Below are 20,374 nucleotides of genomic sequence, written 5' to 3' on the forward strand. Positions count from 1 at the left end.
ATTCACCCTCCTTGATTGTCAGGAAAAATGCTTACCACACCAGCTTCGTCAAATCCGCCACTTTCAACACACTGCCCGCAATTGCCGACAATGTTGCCAGACGGTTCGCACGTACCGCTTCGTCCTCAGCCATAACCATGACTTTGTCAAAATACGCATTGATCGGCGTTTTCAGACTAGCCAGCTTCGCAATCGCTTCCGCTGTGCGGCCTTGCTCCACAAATGCTCCAATGTCAGCCTGCACCGCTTCCCAAGCACTGTATAGAGCGGCTTCTACATCTTCGGCGAACAGCTTTGCGTTCACTTCCGACGATGTCGCTTTGGACGCCAGGTTGCATACGCGGTTCAGCGCGTCAACGACGCCTTTGAACTCATCGCGGCGATCACCGGCTGCACAAGCCGTAACCGATGCTGCACGGTCAACAGTCTGGCTCAGATCATTAAAGCCCACTGCCATAACCGCATCAACGACATCATAACGAACGTTCTGCTCCGTGAGTACATTCTTCACGCGAAGCGAGAAGAACTCGTACAAGTCTTTACGCACTTCAGCGCGGTCGCGTTTCAACGAGCCAGCTGAAACATGGACGTCGAGCGCAAGCTCGAACAACGTTTCAAGCGGCAGCTTAAGACCGTGCGCCAATATGATTTGTACGATGCCCGCTGCTTGACGACGCAGCGCGTAAGGGTCCTGCGAGCCTGTTGGAATAATGCCGATCGAGAAACAACCCACGATTGTATCGATTTTGTCTGCGAGGCTGACAACTGCGCCAACTACGGATGCCGGAGCGCGATCGCCTGCAAATCGCGGCTGATAGTGCTCGTTAATTGCACGAGCAACCGATTCTCTCTCGCCTGCTTTACGAGCATAATCTTCACCCATGATGCCTTGCAGCTCTGGGAACTCGTAGACCATCTGCGTAACAAGGTCGAATTTGCAAATTGCCGCTGTGCGGGCAGCATCATCAGACGTCTCAGCATCCAATTGCAGCGCATTTGCGATTTTGCCTGCTGTATTCACGATACGGCGCACTTTATCTGCAACTGTACCAAGCTCTTCATGATATACAATCGCCTCAAGCTTCTTAAGCGCATCGTCAATTGCCAGCTTCTGATCTTCTCCATAAAAGAACTTCGCATCGGACAGACGTGCACGCAGCACTTTCTCGTTACCTTTGGCAACAGACTCAATGGAGGTGCGGTCGCCGTTACGAACGGTAACGAAGTAAGGCAGCAGCTTGCCTTCATGATCCAGAACCGGGAAGTAGCGCTGATGCTCGCGCATCGAAGTAATCAGCACTTCCTGCGGAATGTTCAAGAACGCTGGATCGAACGAGCCGAACAGGACGTTCGGGTATTCAACGAGGAATACAACTTCCTCCAGCAGATCTTCTTTAATGTCGATGTGCCAGCCCTTCTCGGCTGCGAGCGACTTGATTTGCTCTACGATCAGCGCTTCACGCTCTGCCGCATCCGCAATAACTTGCTGCTCTCTTAGACGTTCCACATACGCAGAAGGCTCAGATACAACTGTCTCGCTGCCAAGGAAACGATGGCCGCGTGTTGTCTTGCCACTTTGCACAGCAGTAATATCGAGCGGAACAATTTCTTCGCCGAACAAAGCAACGAGCCAGCGGATTGGACGTACGAAACGAAGATCATAAGCGCCCCAACGCATATTTTTCGGGAAAGACATAGCGGTAATAAGTGCTGTGAGCCCTTCCGGCAGCACATCGCTCGTTACGGTACCAATGCTGCTCTTGTTAGCATACACATACTCGACGCCAGCAAGCTCCTTGAAGAAGAAGTCTTCCGGAGAAACGCCTTGACTGCGGGCAAAACCAAGCGCAGCTTTGCTCCACTCGCCTTGCTCATCAAGCGCGATTTTGCGGGAAGGGCCTTTCACTTCCTCGTTCACATCAGCTTGCTTCTCCTCCACATCGCGCACCAGAACCGCGATACGGCGAGGCGTTGCAAAAGCTTCAACAGCGCCATGGCCGATTCGAGCGGAATCCAGCCATTTGACCGTCTTCTCTTTCAATTGATTCATTGCGCCGCGCACGAAACGTGCAGGCACCTCTTCAAGTCCGATCTCCAGCAGCAAATCTTTAGCCATTGACGTTCACTCCTTTCAGCAGCAGCGGGAAGCCAAGACGCTCACGCTCTTCCAAATACGTAGCCGCACAAGCACGAGCCAAGTTACGTACACGCATAATGTAGCCTGTACGCTCCGTTACGCTAATCGCGCCGCGCGCGTCCAGCAAGTTAAACGTATGAGAGCATTTCAGAACGTAATCATACGCCGGGAAAACAAGCTTATGCTCGATCGTCTTCTTCGCTTCTTCTTCATACATGTTAAACAGCGAGAACAGCATCGCCGGATCAGAAGTTTCAAACGTATACTTCGAATGCTCAAACTCAGGCTGCAGGAACACGTCGCCATAAGTCACTCCGTCTACCCACTCCAGATCGAACACATTCTCTTTCTCTTGAATGTACGAAGCTAGGCGCTCCATACCGTACGTAATTTCAACAGCGACTGGATTCGCATCAATACCGCCGACTTGTTGGAAGTACGTAAATTGCGTGATCTCCATACCGTTCAGCCAAACTTCCCAGCCAAGACCCCAAGCGCCAAGTGTCGGTGATTCCCAGTTATCTTCGACGAAACGAATGTCGTGGTGAAGCGGATCAACGCCAAGACGCTTCAAGCTCTCAAGGTACAATTCTTGAATATTGTCCGGCGACGGCTTCAGAATAACCTGGAATTGGTGATGCTGGTACAACCGGTTCGGGTTCTCACCGTAACGGCCGTCAGCAGGACGTCTGGACGGCTCTACATAAGCAACGTTCCACGGCTCAGGTCCGATAGAGCGCAGGAAGGTCATCGGGTTCATCGTGCCCGCACCTTTCTCCGTATCGTATGGCTGAACGAGAATGCAATTTTGCTCTGCCCAGAACTGCTGCAGCGTCAGAATCATGTTTTGAAAATTCATTTCATTCATCTCCTTAAGTTTGTATGACCGGCCATTCCACGTGCGTGGCATATAAAAAAGCCCTCGCCCACTATGTCCGGAAAATCAGACATAGGGACGAGAGCTATCATCTCCCGCGGTTCCACCCTACTTGGTCTTCAGCATGAAGTCCTGAAAACCCGCTTTTCGAAAAGTTGCAAGAACTCCGGAGTGCCTTTCACCGAATACGTCCGTCCAGGCTCCCACTATCCCCGGCTCGCTTTACTGACGACTGTAACAGTTACTTTCTCCTTCAACGTTCTTATTTCATAATAATATATCATAACATTGCCAATAGGGTGTGTCAATTATTCTGCGGCGTCATCTTTGGGTTCATGTTCATGTTCACGTTCATGTTCATGTTCATGTTCATGTTCATCACGAGATTCACGAGATTCATTCACTCCGCTTGCTTCGCTCGCCTCACGTTTAGGCTGCCGGCCCACGGGCACCGTCGATTCGAATCGTTCCATCTGATCTAAGAACGAACGCGATTTTAACTGCAGCGCCAGATGCGTGTCCATGAGCGCGCGCATAACGAGTTTGAGCTGCTTCTTCGTTTCATCTCGCACCGTTATGTTTCCTAGCCTGCGCAGATCGAGCTGGCGGAACATTCTAAGCAGCTTAAGCGCGCCCTCGCTGAGCTCCATTGCACTCGGATCCTTATAGCGGCATCTGCTGCACAGAACCCCTCCGGCTCTCGCGCTGAGCGCCATTCGTCCTTCAGCATTGCCGCAAGACATGCAAGCGGTAAAGTCCGGCGCATAACCAGCCGCTTCGAGTATCTTCATCTCGAAGAGCTGGATCGTAATGGCAACATCCTTGCCTTCGACAAATGCGGTCAGACATGCTTTCAGCTGTTCGTAGATGTACGCACTCGCATCCTCTTCCTGCAGCGCCCTGTCTACCAATTCGACCGCATAAGAAGAGTAGGCGGTTAGCTCCAATTGCTCACGCAAAACATGGTGAGATTCAATAATCTCACCATGCGTCAATGTGCCTAAGCCGCTATTTCGGAAAAATAAATATTCGCCGTACGTAAACAGCTGAGCAAGGGAGCCATGACGACTCTTTACTTTTTTGGCACCACGCACGACAACACCTATCTTGCCGTGCGTTCTTGTAAAGAGCGTAATGATCTTGTTGCCTTCACCGTAATCCGTACTGCGAATAACAATGCCTTCGACGCGGTATTGCATGAATCTCTCCCCCAACCTGCGCCTTGCAGCGACCTGCTTATAACGCGCTGTCAGTCTCGACTGCAGCCTCTCCATCTTCCTCGCTGCTGACAGCGTCGGCACCCGCTGCCTGTTCCTCGATTTCCTTGTAAAGCATAAAAGCTTCCACATCCCCCGTCAGCGCAAAATACTTCCACGAAAAATTTCGCATTCGTATTCATCCTTTCCGCGTGAGAATGATGCTCACGAATTAGGATGCGATAAAGGGAGCAAGGCTATGCCTTACAAATTTTAGTCATTGCGGTAGCCGAGGTCCTTCAGTAAGCGATCCTGATTGCGCCAATCCTTCTTCACCTTCACCCACAGCTCAAGAAATACTCGTGAGCCAAGCAGCGTCTCGATGTCGCGGCGCGCTTCCTTGCCAACCTGCTTCAGCAAGGCGCCTTGCTTGCCGATAACAATCCCTTTCTGGGAATCGCGTTCAACGTAAATAACGGCGCCGATATAGACGACTCCGTTCTCCTGCACGCGCATATCCTCAATCGCAACAGCGATGGAATGCGGTACTTCTTCACGAGTGAGGTGAAGAATCTTCTCCCGGACAAGCTCTGCACAGACGAATTGCTCCGGATGGTCTGTCACTTGATCCGCAGGGTAGTACTGCGGCCCTTCCGGCAAGTAGCTGCTCAGCACTTTCAGCAAAGTGTTGATGTTATTGCCTTGAAGCGCGGAGATCGGAATGATCTCTGCGAAGTCGTACAGATCCTTATATTGAACGATGAGCGGCAGCAGCGCTTCCGGCTCAATCTTGTCGATCTTGTTCATGATGAGGAACACTGGCGTCTTTATTTTCTTGAGCGCTTCGATAATGAAGCGGTCACCGCCGCCGAGTCCTTCGGAAACGTCAATAAGAAACAGCGCCGCATCCACTTCGCCAAGCGTATTGATTGCCGACTTTACCATGAAGTCGCCAAGCTTGGACGTCGGTTTGTGAATGCCAGGCGTATCTAGAAACACAATTTGCGAGTTGTCGGTCGTATAAACGCCGTGAATTTTATTGCGCGTCGTTTGCGGCTTGTCCGACATAATTGCTATTTTCTGCCCGATGACCTCGTTAATAAGTGTCGATTTGCCGACGTTTGGCCTGCCTACAATAGCGACGAAGCCGGAGTGAAATTTCTGTTTGGATCCCTTAGGTCCAGATCCTGATCCTGTTGTTGAGCTCATAGGTTGTCCGTTTATCCCCTTCCAGTTGCGGCGGTTATACTTCTTTCGTTAGCGAAACTGACGAGAATGCGCCCGGCAGCAGTTCCGCAACGGTGGAGACACGCCAATCTCCATTTACATTTCCCATAATGACTGGCATGTCGGATGGGCATAGCTCCACAAGCACCTGCCTACATACGCCGCAAGGCGTAATCGGTGCGTCTGTGTCTCCTACAACCGCGATCGCTTCAAACGAGCGCGCTTGATGACCGTCCGCAATCGCGCGGTACAACGCTGTACGTTCAGCGCAGTTCGTTGGGCTGTAAGCTGCATTCTCTACGTTGCAGCCCAAATGGACGCCGCCTTCGGAATCAAGCAACGCTGCGCCGACTTGAAAGTTCGAATACGGCACATAAGCACGCTTTCGTGCTTCAAGCGCCTGATGAAGCAGCTGCTGCCACTCTGCGGATAGTTCATTCGATTTATTGTTCATCGTATCTCGTTTGACACTCCTTCTCGTTAAGGCCATAAGTGCGGAACAAATACGATTAGGCCAATGATAACGGCTGCTATCGCCAATAGGAGCACAGCGCCGGCCGCTGTATCCTTCGCAGCTTTCGCAAGCGGATGCTGCTCGGGACTAGCTAGATCAACGACATGCTCAATGGCAGTGTTCATAAGCTCGGCTGCCATGACGGCTGCTTGCAAGAGAATGATCACCAGCCATTCGTTTCGCTCCAAATGCGCAATTACCCCCGCAACATTGACGATGATGGCTGCTGCGACATGAATGCGCATATTCGCTTGCGTGCGAATGCCTGCGCCAATTCCTGCGAATGCAAAGGAAAAACTGCGGAGCAGCTTGCGCATTAGCGAGTTAAGCCGACTTGGCTCAATGCCGCTTCTTGCTTCTCAGTCATGACCGCTTCGCTCGCCTCATCCTGATGATCGTAGCCGATCAGATGAAGGAACCCGTGCACGAACAGGAAGCCAAGCTCACGCTCCAAGGAATGTCCGTATTCGTCACTTTGTAGTTTAGCCCGTTCAGCCGAAATAATAATGTCGCCAAGCATTCCTTCGAACGGGATTCGCTCGCTCTCGTTTTCCACTTCATAAATAATTTCCAGCTCTTCATCCGTTTCTTCTTGCATCGAGAACGACAAGACGTCTGTTGGCCGGTCGACGTTTCGGTACTCGCGGTTCAACTCGTGAATTTCTTCGTCGTCGACGAACGTGAGCGTCACTTCACCCTCAGTCAACCCCTCGGCTTCTGCCGCCAGCTGCAGCAGCTTATCCAGCACGCCGATAAAATCCTCGGAAATTTCGATTTTATCCTGATCGTTGATCCATCCTAATTGCAAACTCATGCTAGCCGCTCCTTTTGTTTAACGTCTTCCGGATATTCAATGCGCGAGTGGAAGATGCCGATAACGGTCTCTTTCAGCGTCTGCGCGATCTTCTCAAGTTCCTTCAGCGTAATATCGCATTCGTTGAATTGATCATCGTCCAGTCGGCTCTTAATGATCTTGTTAATCATGGATTCAACTTGCTCCACCGTTGGACTGCGCAGGCTGCGAACCGCAGCTTCGACACAGTCTGCGATGCCGACGATCGCCGCTTCCTTCGACTGTGCCTTCGGACCTGGATACCGGAAATCATCTTCGGTGAAATCCGGCTCTATGCCCGCTTCTTCCGCCAATTTATACGCTTTGTGATAAAAATACTTCAGGAATGTCGTACCGTGATGCTGCTCGGCTATGTCTCTTATCGGCCTCGGCAGCTTGTGAGCGCGAAGCATCTCGACTCCGTCTCTAGCATGCGCAATGATGATCGATTTGCTCAGTTTCGGCTCAATCGAATCATGCGGATTCTCAATATTCGACTGATTCTCGATGAAGTAGCTCGGTCGTTTCGTCTTCCCGATATCGTGATAGAAAGAACCGACGCGGCATAACAAGCCGTTCGCGCCGATAGCCTCAGCTGCAGCTTCGGATAAATTGCCGACCATCACGCTATGATGATAGGTCCCAGGCGTCTCTGTCAGCAGCTTGCGCAGCAGCGGGTGGTTCGGACTCGACAGCTCGACAAGTTTCAGCGCGGATAATATGCCGAAAGTCACTTCGAAGAAAGGCATTAATCCGACAACAAGAATCGCCGTGAGCAGGCCGCTCGCGAATGCAAACGCCACCGTCATGATGATCTCATTCTTGTCTGGCAGCTCCCCTAGAAGCAGTATCGCCAATGCGGAGGCTGAGCCAAACAAGCTGACCATAATGCCTGCTTTCAGAATCGTTGAACGCTGGCTCGCTCGATGTATCGCAAAGATTGCCGCGAACGAGATGACCGCAGTCGTGAATCCATAATTGAAATCAAAGATACGTCCAGAGTCCATGTTAAAAATAACGCTGCCCATAATAGCAAACAAGAAGGAGCTGACGACCGCAAGCTGAATATCCAGCAGCAGCACGATCAGCATCGCACCCATTGCGGTAGGAGCTAGATAACCGACGTAAGGCATCGACTGCGTCTGCGTTAAATCTATAATTTGCATCGCCACGATATTAAGCACATAGACCAGCAACAGCATAACGAGCTGCGTATTGCTGTACTTGGTCCGCGTCCCGCCGGATAAGCCTGCCGCCTTCTCCAAGTAGCTATAAATAACGATCGTGAACAAAATAGACATCAGCAGCAAACCAAGCTGCGGCCAGTACGTCTTCTTCGTCTGAAGCAGTCCGATGGAAGATAGTCGATCGTACATTTCTTTGGATACGATTTCGCCTTTATGAACAATAATATCGCCCTGCTTGATGACAACAGGCGGTGTATTCTCCTTCGCAGCAACTCTTGCATCGTTCGTCGCTTGTTTATCTAGAAATTTGTTCGGCATAATGGCGTACCGGGCAAGCTCCTGCACAATTTCTCTCGTTTTGCGCTCGCTTAAGGAGCTGGCATTGACAAGCTCTGCGACTTTCGTACGAGCGGTCTCCGCTTCACGAAGCGAGTCACCCATCAGCTTATGTACGATGGATACCGCAACCTGCTGCATGTCACCTAGCTGAATCGGCGACAACGACGGCAGCTTATAATACGTTTCCTCAGGAATCCGGTAAGTTTGCGACTTGACGGCAGTTGCCATCTCTTCGAGCAGCGTATCGTTGTACGTGCCATTGCCTTTGTTATTGCGAACGAATTGATCCACATAATCGGTATACAACTGAGGAATTTCGGTGCGATAAATCGATACCTTGTTCTCCAACGTCACTTGATCATCCTGGTTCAATTGCTCCATCCGGGCAAAAACTTGCTCCAGCAGCACCTCGCTCCGCAGCGCAACGATGGAATAGATCGGCTCCACCTGCTCGGCAGCTTGCTCCTGCGCTTGAAGGGTCGCCTTCTCATCCTTAATCTCCATCGGCGCTTCGATGTCGCGGTCGCTTGGCTTGCCAAGCTCAATGTTGTATGTCTCCGGGAGCACATGAGGTGCCAAAGAAAAATAAAACAACAAAACAAACAGAAGCAATAGCACCCATCTAATGGCGGCGCTGTGCTTCCATCCATTCCATCCTGATGACCTTAGTTCATCTAGGCTGGTTCCTTGATTCACCATCTTATTTATCCTCCCAAACCTAGAACAATCCCCCAACCTTACATTCGTATCCCCAAGGACACATTCGCATCCCCCTAAATCCCCCTTTATAAGGGGGACCCCAGGGACTACCGTCCCTGGCCCGGAAATACCGTACCTGCGCCTGGGCCGTCTTCGACCATTCTTCGACGAGGGAACGTTTTCGTCCGCTAGCGCGGACACACTTTCATGCGGCGTTCTTACGCCACGTGATGCCTGAATAAGGTGGAGGACTGCCGCTTTTTGTCGATATTAGTAACATTCGCGGAAGGGAGCGCTTTTGTGACCTTCGGTCACAAGGGTAGCTTTTAGTCGGTGACCTACGGTCACAATTCATAGGCTTACAGCCTATTTTAAACCTGCTTCTCTGCGTCTACATTGTATGCCGTTATGATTTTCTGGACAAGCGAGTGACGGACGACATCCTGCTCGTTAAAGAGGATGAAGCCAATCTCCGGAATATCAGCGAGAATGCGCTGTGCTTCGATAAGTCCCGAACGCTTGCCGCGGGGCAAGTCAATTTGGGTAACGTCGCCGGTGATGACCATCTTCGCGCCAAAACCGAGACGAGTCAGGAACATTTTCATCTGCTCCGGTGTCGTATTCTGTGCTTCGTCCAAAATAATAAATGAATCCTCGAGCGTCCGGCCACGCATATAGGCGAGCGGCGCTACTTCGATAAGTCCGCGTTCAAATGCTTTGGTCGTTTGATCCGGGCCGAGTACGTCATGCAGAGCATCGTACAGCGGTCTTAAGTACGGATCTACCTTCTCTTGCAGATCACCGGGCAGGAAGCCTAGGTTCTCGCCTGCCTCAACCGCTGGGCGCGTCAGCACGATTCGTTTGACGGAGCCTTCCTTCAGCGCAGCTACTGCGAGAACGACCGCGAGATACGTTTTGCCCGTACCTGCCGGGCCGATCCCGAACACAATATCCATCCGCTTAATCGTCTTAACGTAGTGGCGCTGACCAATCGTTTTTACCCTAATCGGTTTGCCACGAAACGTTGTCGTAATTTCGGCCTTGAACAAATCTAGCAGCTGATCTGCCTGCAGCGTACGCGATAGGTCAAGCGCATACATAATATCGCGTTCAGACGGTGTGTAGCCGCCTCGCACGAGCTGCTGCAGTACGGTATAAAGCTGTTCGATAGAATCAACCTCGGTGCTAGTACCCGAAATCGAAATTTCCGCTTCACGGGATGCAATGTCTGCTGACGTTTGCTGCTGAACTAACCGTAGATACTTATCCTGCGGGCCAAATAGTGCTAGCCCCTCCGCTGCGTTGGCAAGTGGAATTTTGGCTACTTTGAATTCATTTTGCAAAAATACTCAATCCCCTTGCATCTGAACTAGCGGTCTCTCTTTCACAATCGATTGATCCACTTCAAAAAGCACTTTCATATAAACTTTACCATTGTCCGTCTTTTCATGCAAAATGTTTTCACCAAGCACCTGTGCATCCGGGCCGACTTTAGCCAGTACATCTGCCTTTGCCTGCTCAATCCCCTCAGCTTTGGCCTCCTCGACGCTGACCGTTTGGCTTTGCAGCTTCACTTCCAGAATCGTCTCTTTCATTCTTCCAAACGGCATCTTCATCGTTCGCCAAGCGGCCTGCTCCTCTTGCTTCACGCTTTCGTACATCGCGAAGGGACTGCCGCCATATCCGCTTACCTTCATCGCCCGACCTGCGACAACCGCATACCACACCACTTTCTTCTCGCCCGTATATACCTTCGTCTGACGAGTGAGCGGTGAAACTATGTCATACTCATGCCACACAATACCCTTCACGACGCCTTTCGCGACGACCGCTTTGATGTTATTCTCGTCCCCGAGCATGCCTGAGATGAGCACATCGCCCTGCTTGACGCGCATATTGCGTTTAACGACAGGCCTGCCGGTCTCGGCCAGCACCTTCGTCACGACCGCATCGGTAGAAGCGACGAGATGGCGCGGGTTCATCGGCGTCTTCTTATCCGGCATTGAAGATTCTACGACTTGTATCGTAATTCGCGTGCCCTGCTTCTGAACGCCGACCCATGCCGCACCAGGAAGCTTCTGCGCCATTTTCTTCGACAATACGGTTACATCGTCAAGCCGGAACGACCATTGGAACGGGTACAGTCCCTCCTGCTTGGCCACCTGCAAGATTTGCTCCTCCGAGAGTCGATTATTGCCCTTCACGTCGATAGACCAGATGAGCGATGATAGCAAATACATCCCGATAAAGAACAGGACGAGCCCCACTGCAAAAAAAACACGCTTCTGCGCGCGGCGCACCCAGAACGGCAGTCCTTGACGCGACGTCACATGGATGCGGCAGCCTGTCTCTTTCAAGATCGGACGAAGCTCGAAGAAATCCGTCACAAGCAAGTAACAGTCAAGCTCTCCCTTGCTTGTCCGCCTGATGGACCAAAGCGACAGCCCTTTCGAGAGAGCGGTGTTCACCAGCTTCTCTGCGGCTTCGCCGCGCACCCGAACGGTGATATATCCGCGGAGCCATTGCATCCACGTTGCATTCGTCGCATTCATTGTTCTTGCCCCCCTACGGTTGTTCTGGCAGCGGTGCTTGTCCGGCACACGCTCAAGGAAGCGCTGCTTCCGCCATAAGCGCTGCTCCCCTTCGCATTACTCGCGTACTTCTATATTTTTAATAAAGCCTTCAATGACGACTTCCTCTGTCCATATCGTACGTATGACGAGATCGCTGCCCGTCACTTCTATTTCACCCTTGCTTAGCGCGAGTCGCAGCTTATCGCTTGAGAAATGCAGCACTCCGCGATGGTTCTCGATGTAAAGTTGGCGGTCGCCGATCATGGTTAGCCGGGGCAAATCCATCACGACATCCTGCGGCAAATCGAGCAGATCGGCAGCCATTTTACGAAGTTTGCGATTGAATCGGCTCATGCCGGCAGAGGCCCCCTTCCCGTACTGTACCAAAATATGCGCAAAGGATCGGAAATATGAAAAAAGCACCACCTAGAATCTCATCCGAAAAAAGCGAAGGTTTTAAGAAAATAAAAAAAACAGATTCCTCGTTTAAAAGGAATCTGTTCTTGGACTGCGTTTATACTCGTTTCCGCTACATCCGCCGAAGCGATCGCTTCGAGCGCGGAGGCCCTAGCACCTCCGCCATAACGAAGGCGCGGCGCAGCTCTTCGCCTTGCGGCGTACGAAACGCGGTGCCTCCCTGCGCTCGCTGCGGCACTTCAGCTGGCTGGCGTGCCGCAGCAGTCGGTCTGCCGCCCACGGCAACAGCCGCCGGACGCTCCGCCGCTAGCGCCCGCTGAAGCGCACTAGACTCCGTCTCAGGCTGCGAAGGGATCATATCGCCTCGCGGCTTCATCTGCGTCGTATATACCCGCGCAGGCACATCTGCTGCCGGCTGATTCACCGGACGCTGCTGCTCAGGCCGCGTAGACTGCTCCTGGCGGCGCGCCGGCTGCTGCGTGTGCACATCGCGAGTCGCGGCAGGAGGACGCTCCTGCTGCTGCCTCTTAGAAGGCTCACCGCCGAAGGATGGCATCCGATTGGGCGAATTTTGCTTGCCTCTTGCCTTGTTAATCATCGTCAGCAGAAACCCGACGAAGATGACGACAATATAAATGTTCGAGAAGAGGAGCTCAATTAGCGCTCTCACCCAGACACCTCCTCCGTACGATCACCGTAGCGATACGGGCTATTCATTCTTCTCCGGAGTAGTGCCGCCACCGATGGAATTACGCATTGAAGTATCTGCTTCAATGTTCTTGAAGTTCATATAATCAAGAACTCCGATCTTGCCAGTCTTAAGCGCTTCAGCCATTGCAAGCGGAACTTGCGATTCGGATTCAACCACTCGCGCTCTCATCTCGACAACGCGCGCTTTCATCTCTTGCTCCTGAGCGACCGCCATCGCGCGGCGTTCCTCCGCCTTCGCTTGCGCGATCCGCTTATCCGCCTCAGCTTGCTCCGTTTGCAGATGCGCGCCGATGTTCTTGCCTACGTCAACGTCGGCAATATCGATCGACAGAATCTCGAACGCCGTACCAGCATCAAGCCCTTTGCCAAGCACCGTACGGGAGATCATATCCGGATTTTCAAGCACATCCTTATGCGAATCCGAGGAACCGACCGTCGTAACGATACCTTCGCCGACACGGGCAATAATCGTCTCTTCACCTGCACCGCCGACGAGGCGGTCAATGTTCGCGCGAACCGTTACACGTGCCTTAACTTTCACTTCAATCCCGTTCTTCGCTACAGCCGCTACAATCGGCGTCTCAATGACGCGCGGGTTAACGCTCATCTGAACGGCCAGCAACACGTCACGACCTGCAAGGTCGATTGCTGCAGCACGCTCAAATTCCAATTCGATGTTCGCACGCTGTGCCGCGATCAAGGAGTTGACGACGCGGTCTACGTTACCGCCAGCGAGAAAGTGGCTCTCAAGCTGGTTAATCGTCAGCCCAAGTCCTGCTTTGGTCGCTTTAATGAGCGGATTGACAATCCGGCTCGGTACGACGCGGCGGAGCCGCATAGCTACTAGCGTAATGATGCCGACTCGGACACCAGATGCAAGCGCCGAAATCCAGAGCATAATCGGGAAGAAGCTAAGGAACACCGATACTGCGATTACAGCAAGCACCGCAATTATGACTACCGTTACTGTTGGATCCAATTCCATAACTAAAATCCCTCCACTTCTTTATTGAGCAGCTGTTTCCTGCTCGACGACGACGCGAGTGCCTTCGACTTTAATAACAACGACGTTCACGCCAGTCGGAATGAACTCGCCAACGGTAACGACATCGACACGTGCTTCTCCGATACGGACGGTGCCGGCAGGCCGCAGCGGCGTAATGGTCGTCCCTTTCATGCCGAGATAGGACGACTTGTTAGCCGTTGAGACGTAGCCTCCCTCTGTCGTCAGCGCATCTTTCAGAATGAACTTGTTCCATACACCACGATGCGCGAAGCGCTTCGCGACCACAAATACAATCACCACAGCCACCACGAGCGCCACGAGCAGAGACAAGCCAGCAGACTTCGGATTCGGCGCCGCCATCAGCACGCCAGCGACAAGCGATGCCGCTCCGAGAATACCAAGTATGCCAAAGCTCGGAACGAATAGCTCAGAGACGAGCAGCAGTATCCCAATGACGAACAGGACGACGTCTTCAAGCCCTGCGAATCCGGCGATATAATGACCGAAGAAGTAGAGCGCAAACGCAATGAGACCGACAATACCCGGAATTCCAAAGCCAGGCACCATGAGCTCAATAGCAATGCCAGCGATGCCGATAATTAGCAGCAGCGTCATGATAGCAGGCGTGGTCAGAAATTGTGAAATGCGTTCCATGACGCTCGCATGGAAATTCACGACATTCGGCTGCGACAGCTTCAAGCCGTCAAGCGCTTCATCTACACTTGCCGCGGTATATTCGGCATAGCCGACTTTCATCGCATCAGCTGCAGACAGCGTTAGAACGTCGCCCTTCTCCTTCGTTCTACCGAGGTCCTTCAGCTCCAACGTCAAATTTGTATTGACCATTGCAGCCGCAATATTCGGATCACGGTCATGCAGCAGAGCCGCCGACTTCATCTCCTCAGTCCAGAAGGATACGGTCTTCGGATTCGTAATTAGCGTGCCACTCTCATCCACCACAGCAGCAGCGCCCATCGTACTGCCCGGCTGCATGGCGATCTGCTCCGCATTCAGCGCAATATAGGTACCTGCCGATACCGCTTTGCCTTGAATGTAGACAGTCGTCGGCACACTGCTCGTTCGAATAAGCTCGCCAATGTTAAGCGCATTGTCAACTAGCCCGCCAAGCGTGTTCAGCACGAGCAGCACACGCGCCGCTTTCGCATCCTCCGCTTCTTTGTATGCCCGCTTCAGAAAATGCTCCAGGCTTGGATCAACGGTATCCTTCGCCTCCACCACATAAACGGTAGAGCCAAGCGCTCCGCCGGTCTCCTCGGCCGCGACTGCCGCCGGTGCGGCAGCAAATAGCGAGCTGAGCAGCAATGCAGCAATTGGCAGCAGAATAAGCAAACGCAATCTTTGGATCATTCGCATGAATAGCCCCCTTATTGGATAACAAACGACTTTACCACGCGTCTGTACTACATCTACGTCCAATACTGCAAGGCGTTTCGTTTTATCAGTGAGCTGCTTCCTTCAGGCGCACCGCTGTCCAGTCCGTACGGTAAAACCGGATCATGACCGCGATGCCGAATATGGTCAGGAACGTATACAACGCGAGCCACGCCCCCATGCTGCCCCAATGGAACACGAAGATAAACACATAAGCGAGCGGGACAAAGATGAACCAGCTGACCACAAACGAAACGCGCAGAAGGAAGGTCGTATCGCCGATGCCGCGCAGGCCGCCAGCGAAGAAGTTCAGCAATCCGTCGAACAGCTGCAAGTAAGCGGATACTTTGATGAGATATGCCGCGAGCTCATAAACTTCTTTGTCATTCGTGTACAAATGCGTAATTTCATTTGCAAAAATAAGTTCAACCGTGCCAAGCACAATCAGGAAGATCGAGCCGAGAATTGCGGTATCCGTGCCGGCGCGGCGACCAAGCAGAGGCGTCCCTTTGCCCACGTACTGACCAACGAGAATCGTTGCAGTCGATCCGAAGGCGAAGGCCGGCATGAAGCCGAACGACATGATGCTGAGCGCCACTTCGTTAGCCGCGAGCGCTTTGTCGCTAAGCCGGGCAACGAATGCAGTAAAGATGTACATGGATAAGCTTAGCGAGAACTCTTGAATGCCAAGCTTGCCGCTCTCAATGGAGATCAGCTTCGTCTCAAGCCAGCTGAGTGAGAACGCAATTCGGCTGCGCGTCTGATACTTCTTGTGCAGCAAGACGAAGAATATAAATGCGCAGATCAGCGTCTGCAGCCCTTCTCCGAAAATAACTGCAACACCTGCGCCAGTTAAGCCAAGCTCCGGGAAGCCCCATTCACCGAACGTAAGCGTATACGTGAGCAAGATAATTGGCACATTCGTGATGAGCGATACGACCATCGACGTCTTCGTAGCGCCTATGCCGCGCAAGAAGCCATGGAAGGCGAAGTTAATAATGCCGAATGCCATTCCATAGAACCGCAGCTCCAAGTAGAAGCTTCCGGTGCTGACAAGTTCCTTCGAACCGCCGGTCCATCTAAGAATATCGCCTGCGCCTATCCAGCCGACAAGCGCGATCACGAACGCGAACGCAATGCACATATACAATGCGATGTACGTACGCTGAATGCCCTTGCGCATATCACCTGACCCATTATTCTGTGCAACAAGGTAATTGACCGTGTGGCCGATGCCCGAGAACAGAGCGAATGCGTTATACATGATGATATTGGAAACGCCTACAATTGCAATGATAAGTGCGCCCAGCTGACCGACAATAATGAGATTAATCGTACCCGTCATCGTCATGCTGGCGAATGAAACGAGCGACGGGATGGCAAGTACTAAAATTCCTTTCCAATTACGTAACATTGTGCATGTTGCCTCGTTTCTTTAGGTTAGCACTAATTGTGGGCTAATATGTGCAATTGGTCAATACGATATAACGAAAAAACACCCCCCGCAAGCGAGGAGTGTTTGGCTGTCAGCCTATGTTATTGCAGAAATTGCTGCACAAATGTGTTTACTAGTTTACCGTCAGCCCGCCCTTTTGTTTTTGGCAAAAGTGCACTCATGACTTTCCCCATGTCGGCTTTGGAAGAAGCACCGGTCTCCTGGATGGTCTGCTGAACAATCAACTTGATCTCTTCTTCGGTCAGCTGCTGAGGCAGGTATACACTAATAATTTCAATTTCTGCTGCGACATCTTTCTCAAGATCATCGCGGCCGGCTTTCTTAAATTCTTGGAGGGAATCTTTACGTTGTTTGATCTCCCGACTTAAGATATCAAGCACTTCAGCGTCTTCAAGCGGACGTTTCAGTTCGATCTCTTGATTCTTAATGGACGAACGGATCATCCGAATCGTAGTGAGCTTGAACTTATCTTGGCTCTTCATCGCTTGCTTCATATCATCGTTCAATCGTTCGCTAAGGTTCATTGTGGAAGGATCCTCCTAAAACTTTCTCTTGCGCGCAGCCTCGGACTTCAACTTACGCTTTACGCTAGGCTTCTCATAATGCTTGCGTTTCTTCACCTCGGCCAATACGCCATCCTTTGCGATGGTACGTTTGAAGCGGCGGAGTGCAGCATCGATCGTCTCGTTTTTGCGAACTTTTGTTTCAGACACCAGTTTTCCCTCCCTCCGAATCAGACCGTCCAGTAAAAGTTAACACGGTTCATCAAATTTAATTATATGGTTTAAGATAGGCAGTGTCAACTGAATTGGACATGCTATTTTTATACATGCGTCTAGAGAGTACTCCAACCCCGTCAGCTACGCCGCAAAAAGCTTAACCGAGTCCCTTTAATTTCTCCCCGCCGAGGAGGTGAATATGCAGGTGGTAAACAATTTGTCCGCCGTCTGAATTGCAGTTATTTACCAGGCGATAACCGGATTCTGCAACACCAAGCTCCCTCGCTACATGACGCGCTGCTCGAAGCAATTCAGCCATCAGCGCATCGTCTGCGTCTGTCACATCATTCATCGTGGCGATATGCTTCTTCGGGATGAGAAGAATATGTACCGGCGCAGCAGGCTGGATGTCGTGAAAAGCAACTACGTGCTCATTCTCAAACACTTTTTTGGATGGAATGCTGCCTTCAATTATTTTACAAAAAATACAATCCATTCTCTTCTCCTCCTTTCACCTGTGAATTGCGAAATGCGAACACAACTACTCCCTATAATAACGAAAATATGCGAACAAGTCCATGTCAGCAAACTACCGCTAATCGCTCACTATACACGCTCTTATTGCAGTGGTTGCAGTGTTTTGTCACTCAGGAACATGGCTTCAACATCGTTCGCGGACAGCGGCCGACTGTAGTAATAGCCTTGAATTTCGCTGCAATCGTTGTCTACCAGAATGTCGAGCTGTTCCTTCGTCTCAATGCCTTCCGCGATGACGTCCATGTTCAAATGCTTCGCCATGGAAATAATCGTTGCTACAATCGCTTTGTCATTCACATTCTGGGTGATGTCGCGAATAAACGAACGGTCAATCTTCAGCTTATGAATAGGCAGCAGCTTGAGATAACTGAGCGAGCTATATCCGGTTCCAAAGTCGTCAAGGCTAATGCGAATGCCAGACTCCGACAATTCATTCAGAATGCTGCTGGATACTTTCGGATCCATCATCATGCTCTCCGTAATCTCGAGCTCCAAATAACGGGATTCGAGTCCCGTTTCCACCAAAATGTCTTTGATATACGTCGTCAAATTCGCTTGATGGAATTGCTGGGAAGACAGGTTAACTGAAACCGTAATTAGCGGTCCTCCCGCGTCATGCCATGCTTTCATTTGTCGGCAAGCTTCTCGCAATACCCATGTGCCGAGTTCATAAATCATCGCCGTTTCTTCCGCTATCGGAATGAACATGCCGGGCGATAGAATGCCCTTCGTCGGATGCTGCCAGCGGACGAGCGCTTCGACGCCGATGATCTGATTGCTCCCGGCATCGGCTTGCGGCTGGTAATCAAGGAATAACTGGCCCTGAGCAAGCGCCTGCCTCAAATCGCCTTCCAGCTGGATTTTCTCCTGCAATAGCGCATGCAGTTCTTTCGTATAGTACTGATAGCCATTCTTCCCGTTCTTCTTCACCTCGTACATGGCGGTATCGGCGTTTTTGAGTAATTGAACCGCATCCGCTCCATGCTCGGGATAAACCGCGATGCCGATGCTCGTCGTCACGTAGAAATCATTCTCTTTCAGTCGATAAGGCACCGCGACCGCTTCTATGATCCGCTCCGTAATTCGCGTGATTTCTTCGTCCCCATAGATACCATCGCAGAGCAGCGTGAATTCATCACCGCCCATGCGGGAGAGCGTCATATCGTAATCGCTGATGCAAGCTTGAATCCGCCTGCTCACTTCCTGCAAAAACAGGTCTCCATACGTATGGCCAAGCGAATCATTGATTAACTTGAAGCGGTCCATGTCCATGACCATAACGCTAAAACGTGCGGTTCCGCTCTCAATCATCTGCGCCAGTCCTTGATTGAACCAACGCCGGTTAGGCAAGCCTGTCAGCTCATCGTGAAACGCCAGATGTTGAATCTGCTCCTTCGCTGCCTTCTCCTCCGTCACATCCTTGGCGATTACATAGCTGCCGACGATTTGCCCGTTCACGCTGACCGGGACATTGACAACGTTGATATCAACCCGTTGACCAAGCTGATGGATAATGGCGGATGGATAGTTCTGGATCTCTCCGTTTAACGACTTATGTAGCTTATCCCGCGTTCGCTCTAATTCGTCCGGTGCGATGAAAGGAAGCAGACTGCTGAGCGAGTTGCCGTGAAACCAGCTGCCAGGAAGACCTGTTAGCTCCGTAATCGCCATATTGTAGTCGATGATTTTGAGATCCTTGTCAATGGAGATGATGCCGTCTTGATTGTTCTCGAACAACGACTTGTACCATCGTTCGTTCTGATGAATCTCCGAATCCTTCCGAGAGAAGCGATTGGAGATGTAAATGCCGAATAGCGACAGCCCCAGTGTGAACAGCGTTGCGCCTACGATGAGATATGGTAGAAACGTTTGGTCCAGCACGACGCCTTTCATCATGTCTGATTCCGCCCGCTCCTGAAACTGAGCGGCATGCATCCCCGTGTAGTGCATGCCAACCACGGCGGCCCCCATAATGAGACTGCTGACAAGCTTTACCCAGATCTTATTCCGTTCTTTGCCTTGGCGCAGGAAGAATGACAGCCACAAAGCCACGTTCGATGCGATGATTGCAATTAATATCGACAGCGAGAAGAATAAAGGATCATATGTAATATCTATTTGCATGGCAGCCATACCGGTATAATGCATGACCGAAATCCCCGTCGCGAGCAATAGCCCGCCTGCAACCAAGCGCGGGATCGTCAGCTTGCTCTGGCCGACAATAATGAGCGCAACAAACGCAGCTGCAATGACGACGACCACAGAGTAAATAACCATTTTTAAATTATACGCAACGGAAGTGCTCAGCGAGTATGCAAGCATGCCGACAAAATGCATCGACCATACACCAAGCCCCATCCCGACCGCGCCGAATGCAACCCACCCCCAGCGCTGCATACCTCTCGACGTACTGATCCTGCCAATCAAATCAAGCACCGTATACGAAGCGACTGTCGCAACCAAATAAGAGAATAAAACTAACATTAAGTCATAAGAACCATGCATGTGTTGATGCACCAATGTCCCTCTTTCATAAAAAAGAATAACTGCATACT

20 protein-coding genes are annotated in these 20,374 nt (G+C 51.4%); all 20 read right to left on the reverse strand.

All coding sequences use genetic code 11. From position 1 onward, the window contains the following. Nucleotides 1-31: 31 nt before the first annotated feature. The 20 genes from glyS to AC0LWF_RS11515 all read right to left on the reverse strand — a co-directional run bounded on the left by glyS (nt 32) and on the right by AC0LWF_RS11515 (nt 20,336). On the reverse strand, nt 32-2,116 hold the full coding sequence (glyS, locus tag AC0LWF_RS11420) for a glycine--tRNA ligase subunit beta (protein WP_474651646.1): 2,085 nt from the start codon (nt 2,114-2,116) through the stop codon (nt 32-34). Continuing rightward, nucleotides 2,109-2,996 carry a glycine--tRNA ligase subunit alpha gene (glyQ, locus tag AC0LWF_RS11425; protein WP_474651647.1) on the reverse strand — a complete coding sequence of 296 codons (888 nt, stop codon included), beginning with the start codon at nt 2,994-2,996 and terminating at the stop codon, nt 2,109-2,111. Before glyQ ends, glyS begins: the two co-directional genes overlap by 8 nt. A 326-nt stretch (nt 2,997-3,322) precedes the next feature. Continuing rightward, entirely contained in the window at nt 3,323-4,213 is an 891-nt protein-coding gene (gene recO, locus AC0LWF_RS11430) for a DNA repair protein RecO (protein ID WP_474651648.1), read from the reverse strand. Between the two features lie 37 nt (nt 4,214-4,250). Further along, complete coding sequence (locus AC0LWF_RS11435; RefSeq protein ID WP_474651649.1) at nt 4,251-4,403, reverse strand: YqzL family protein; 153 nt, start codon at nt 4,401-4,403, stop codon at nt 4,251-4,253. An 80-nt stretch (nt 4,404-4,483) separates the two neighbouring features. After that, nucleotides 4,484-5,419 carry a GTPase Era gene (era, locus tag AC0LWF_RS11440; protein ID WP_474651650.1) on the reverse strand — a complete coding sequence of 312 codons (936 nt, stop codon included), beginning with the start codon at nt 5,417-5,419 and terminating at the stop codon, nt 4,484-4,486. A 34-nt stretch (nt 5,420-5,453) separates the two neighbouring features. Beyond that, complete coding sequence (gene cdd / locus AC0LWF_RS11445; protein ID WP_474651651.1) at nt 5,454-5,927, reverse strand: cytidine deaminase; 474 nt, start codon at nt 5,925-5,927, stop codon at nt 5,454-5,456. Continuing rightward, nucleotides 5,918-6,268: a diacylglycerol kinase family protein gene (locus AC0LWF_RS11450; RefSeq protein ID WP_474651652.1), complete on the reverse strand. Its 351-nt coding sequence runs from the start codon at nt 6,266-6,268 to the stop codon at nt 5,918-5,920. The genes cdd and AC0LWF_RS11450 overlap by 10 nt, the downstream gene beginning before the upstream one ends. After that, nucleotides 6,268-6,765, reverse strand: a complete 498-nt coding sequence (ybeY, locus tag AC0LWF_RS11455) for an rRNA maturation RNase YbeY (RefSeq protein ID WP_474651653.1) — start codon at nt 6,763-6,765, stop codon at nt 6,268-6,270. Before ybeY ends, AC0LWF_RS11450 begins: the two co-directional genes overlap by 1 nt. Beyond that, nucleotides 6,762-9,008, reverse strand: a complete 2,247-nt coding sequence (locus tag AC0LWF_RS11460; RefSeq protein ID WP_474651654.1) for an HD family phosphohydrolase — start codon at nt 9,006-9,008, stop codon at nt 6,762-6,764. The genes ybeY and AC0LWF_RS11460 overlap by 4 nt, the downstream gene beginning before the upstream one ends. A 371-nt stretch (nt 9,009-9,379) precedes the next feature. Next, nucleotides 9,380-10,351: a PhoH family protein gene (locus AC0LWF_RS11465; RefSeq protein ID WP_474651655.1), complete on the reverse strand. Its 972-nt coding sequence runs from the start codon at nt 10,349-10,351 to the stop codon at nt 9,380-9,382. A gap of 6 nt (nt 10,352-10,357) precedes the next feature. Next, nucleotides 10,358-11,560, reverse strand: coding sequence for a sporulation protein YqfD (yqfD, locus tag AC0LWF_RS11470; protein ID WP_474651656.1), 1,203 nt, complete (start codon nt 11,558-11,560; stop codon nt 10,358-10,360). A 96-nt stretch (nt 11,561-11,656) separates the two neighbouring features. Then, nucleotides 11,657-11,935 carry a sporulation protein YqfC gene (gene yqfC, locus AC0LWF_RS11475; protein WP_126015702.1) on the reverse strand — a complete coding sequence of 93 codons (279 nt, stop codon included), beginning with the start codon at nt 11,933-11,935 and terminating at the stop codon, nt 11,657-11,659. A 175-nt stretch (nt 11,936-12,110) separates the two neighbouring features. Further along, a complete protein-coding gene (locus tag AC0LWF_RS11480; RefSeq protein ID WP_474651657.1) occupies nt 12,111-12,668 on the reverse strand; it encodes a hypothetical protein in 558 nt (185 codons plus the stop codon). A 39-nt stretch (nt 12,669-12,707) separates the two neighbouring features. After that, on the reverse strand, nt 12,708-13,694 hold the full coding sequence (floA, locus tag AC0LWF_RS11485; protein WP_474651658.1) for a flotillin-like protein FloA: 987 nt from the start codon (nt 13,692-13,694) through the stop codon (nt 12,708-12,710). Between the two features lie 21 nt (nt 13,695-13,715). Further along, the gene (locus AC0LWF_RS11490; RefSeq protein ID WP_474651659.1) at nt 13,716-15,083 is read right to left on the reverse strand and encodes an NfeD family protein; all 1,368 of its coding nucleotides are present in this window, start codon (nt 15,081-15,083) and stop codon (nt 13,716-13,718) included. Between the two features lie 91 nt (nt 15,084-15,174). Beyond that, nucleotides 15,175-16,521, reverse strand: a complete 1,347-nt coding sequence (locus AC0LWF_RS11495; RefSeq protein ID WP_474651660.1) for an MATE family efflux transporter — start codon at nt 16,519-16,521, stop codon at nt 15,175-15,177. A gap of 122 nt (nt 16,522-16,643) precedes the next feature. After that, nucleotides 16,644-17,087 carry a GatB/YqeY domain-containing protein gene (locus tag AC0LWF_RS11500; RefSeq protein WP_474651661.1) on the reverse strand — a complete coding sequence of 148 codons (444 nt, stop codon included), beginning with the start codon at nt 17,085-17,087 and terminating at the stop codon, nt 16,644-16,646. Nucleotides 17,088-17,102: 15 nt separating this feature from the next. Beyond that, nucleotides 17,103-17,276 carry a 30S ribosomal protein S21 gene (gene rpsU, locus AC0LWF_RS11505; protein WP_090573672.1) on the reverse strand — a complete coding sequence of 58 codons (174 nt, stop codon included), beginning with the start codon at nt 17,274-17,276 and terminating at the stop codon, nt 17,103-17,105. 163 nt (nt 17,277-17,439) lie between these two features. Beyond that, entirely contained in the window at nt 17,440-17,778 is a 339-nt protein-coding gene (locus tag AC0LWF_RS11510; RefSeq protein WP_474651662.1) for a histidine triad nucleotide-binding protein, read from the reverse strand. 122 nt (nt 17,779-17,900) lie between these two features. Continuing rightward, nucleotides 17,901-20,336 carry an EAL domain-containing protein gene (locus AC0LWF_RS11515; protein WP_474651663.1) on the reverse strand — a complete coding sequence of 812 codons (2,436 nt, stop codon included), beginning with the start codon at nt 20,334-20,336 and terminating at the stop codon, nt 17,901-17,903. Between the last annotated feature and the right edge of the window lie 38 nt (nt 20,337-20,374).

Source organism: Paenibacillus sp. sgz302114, assembly GCF_056120345.1.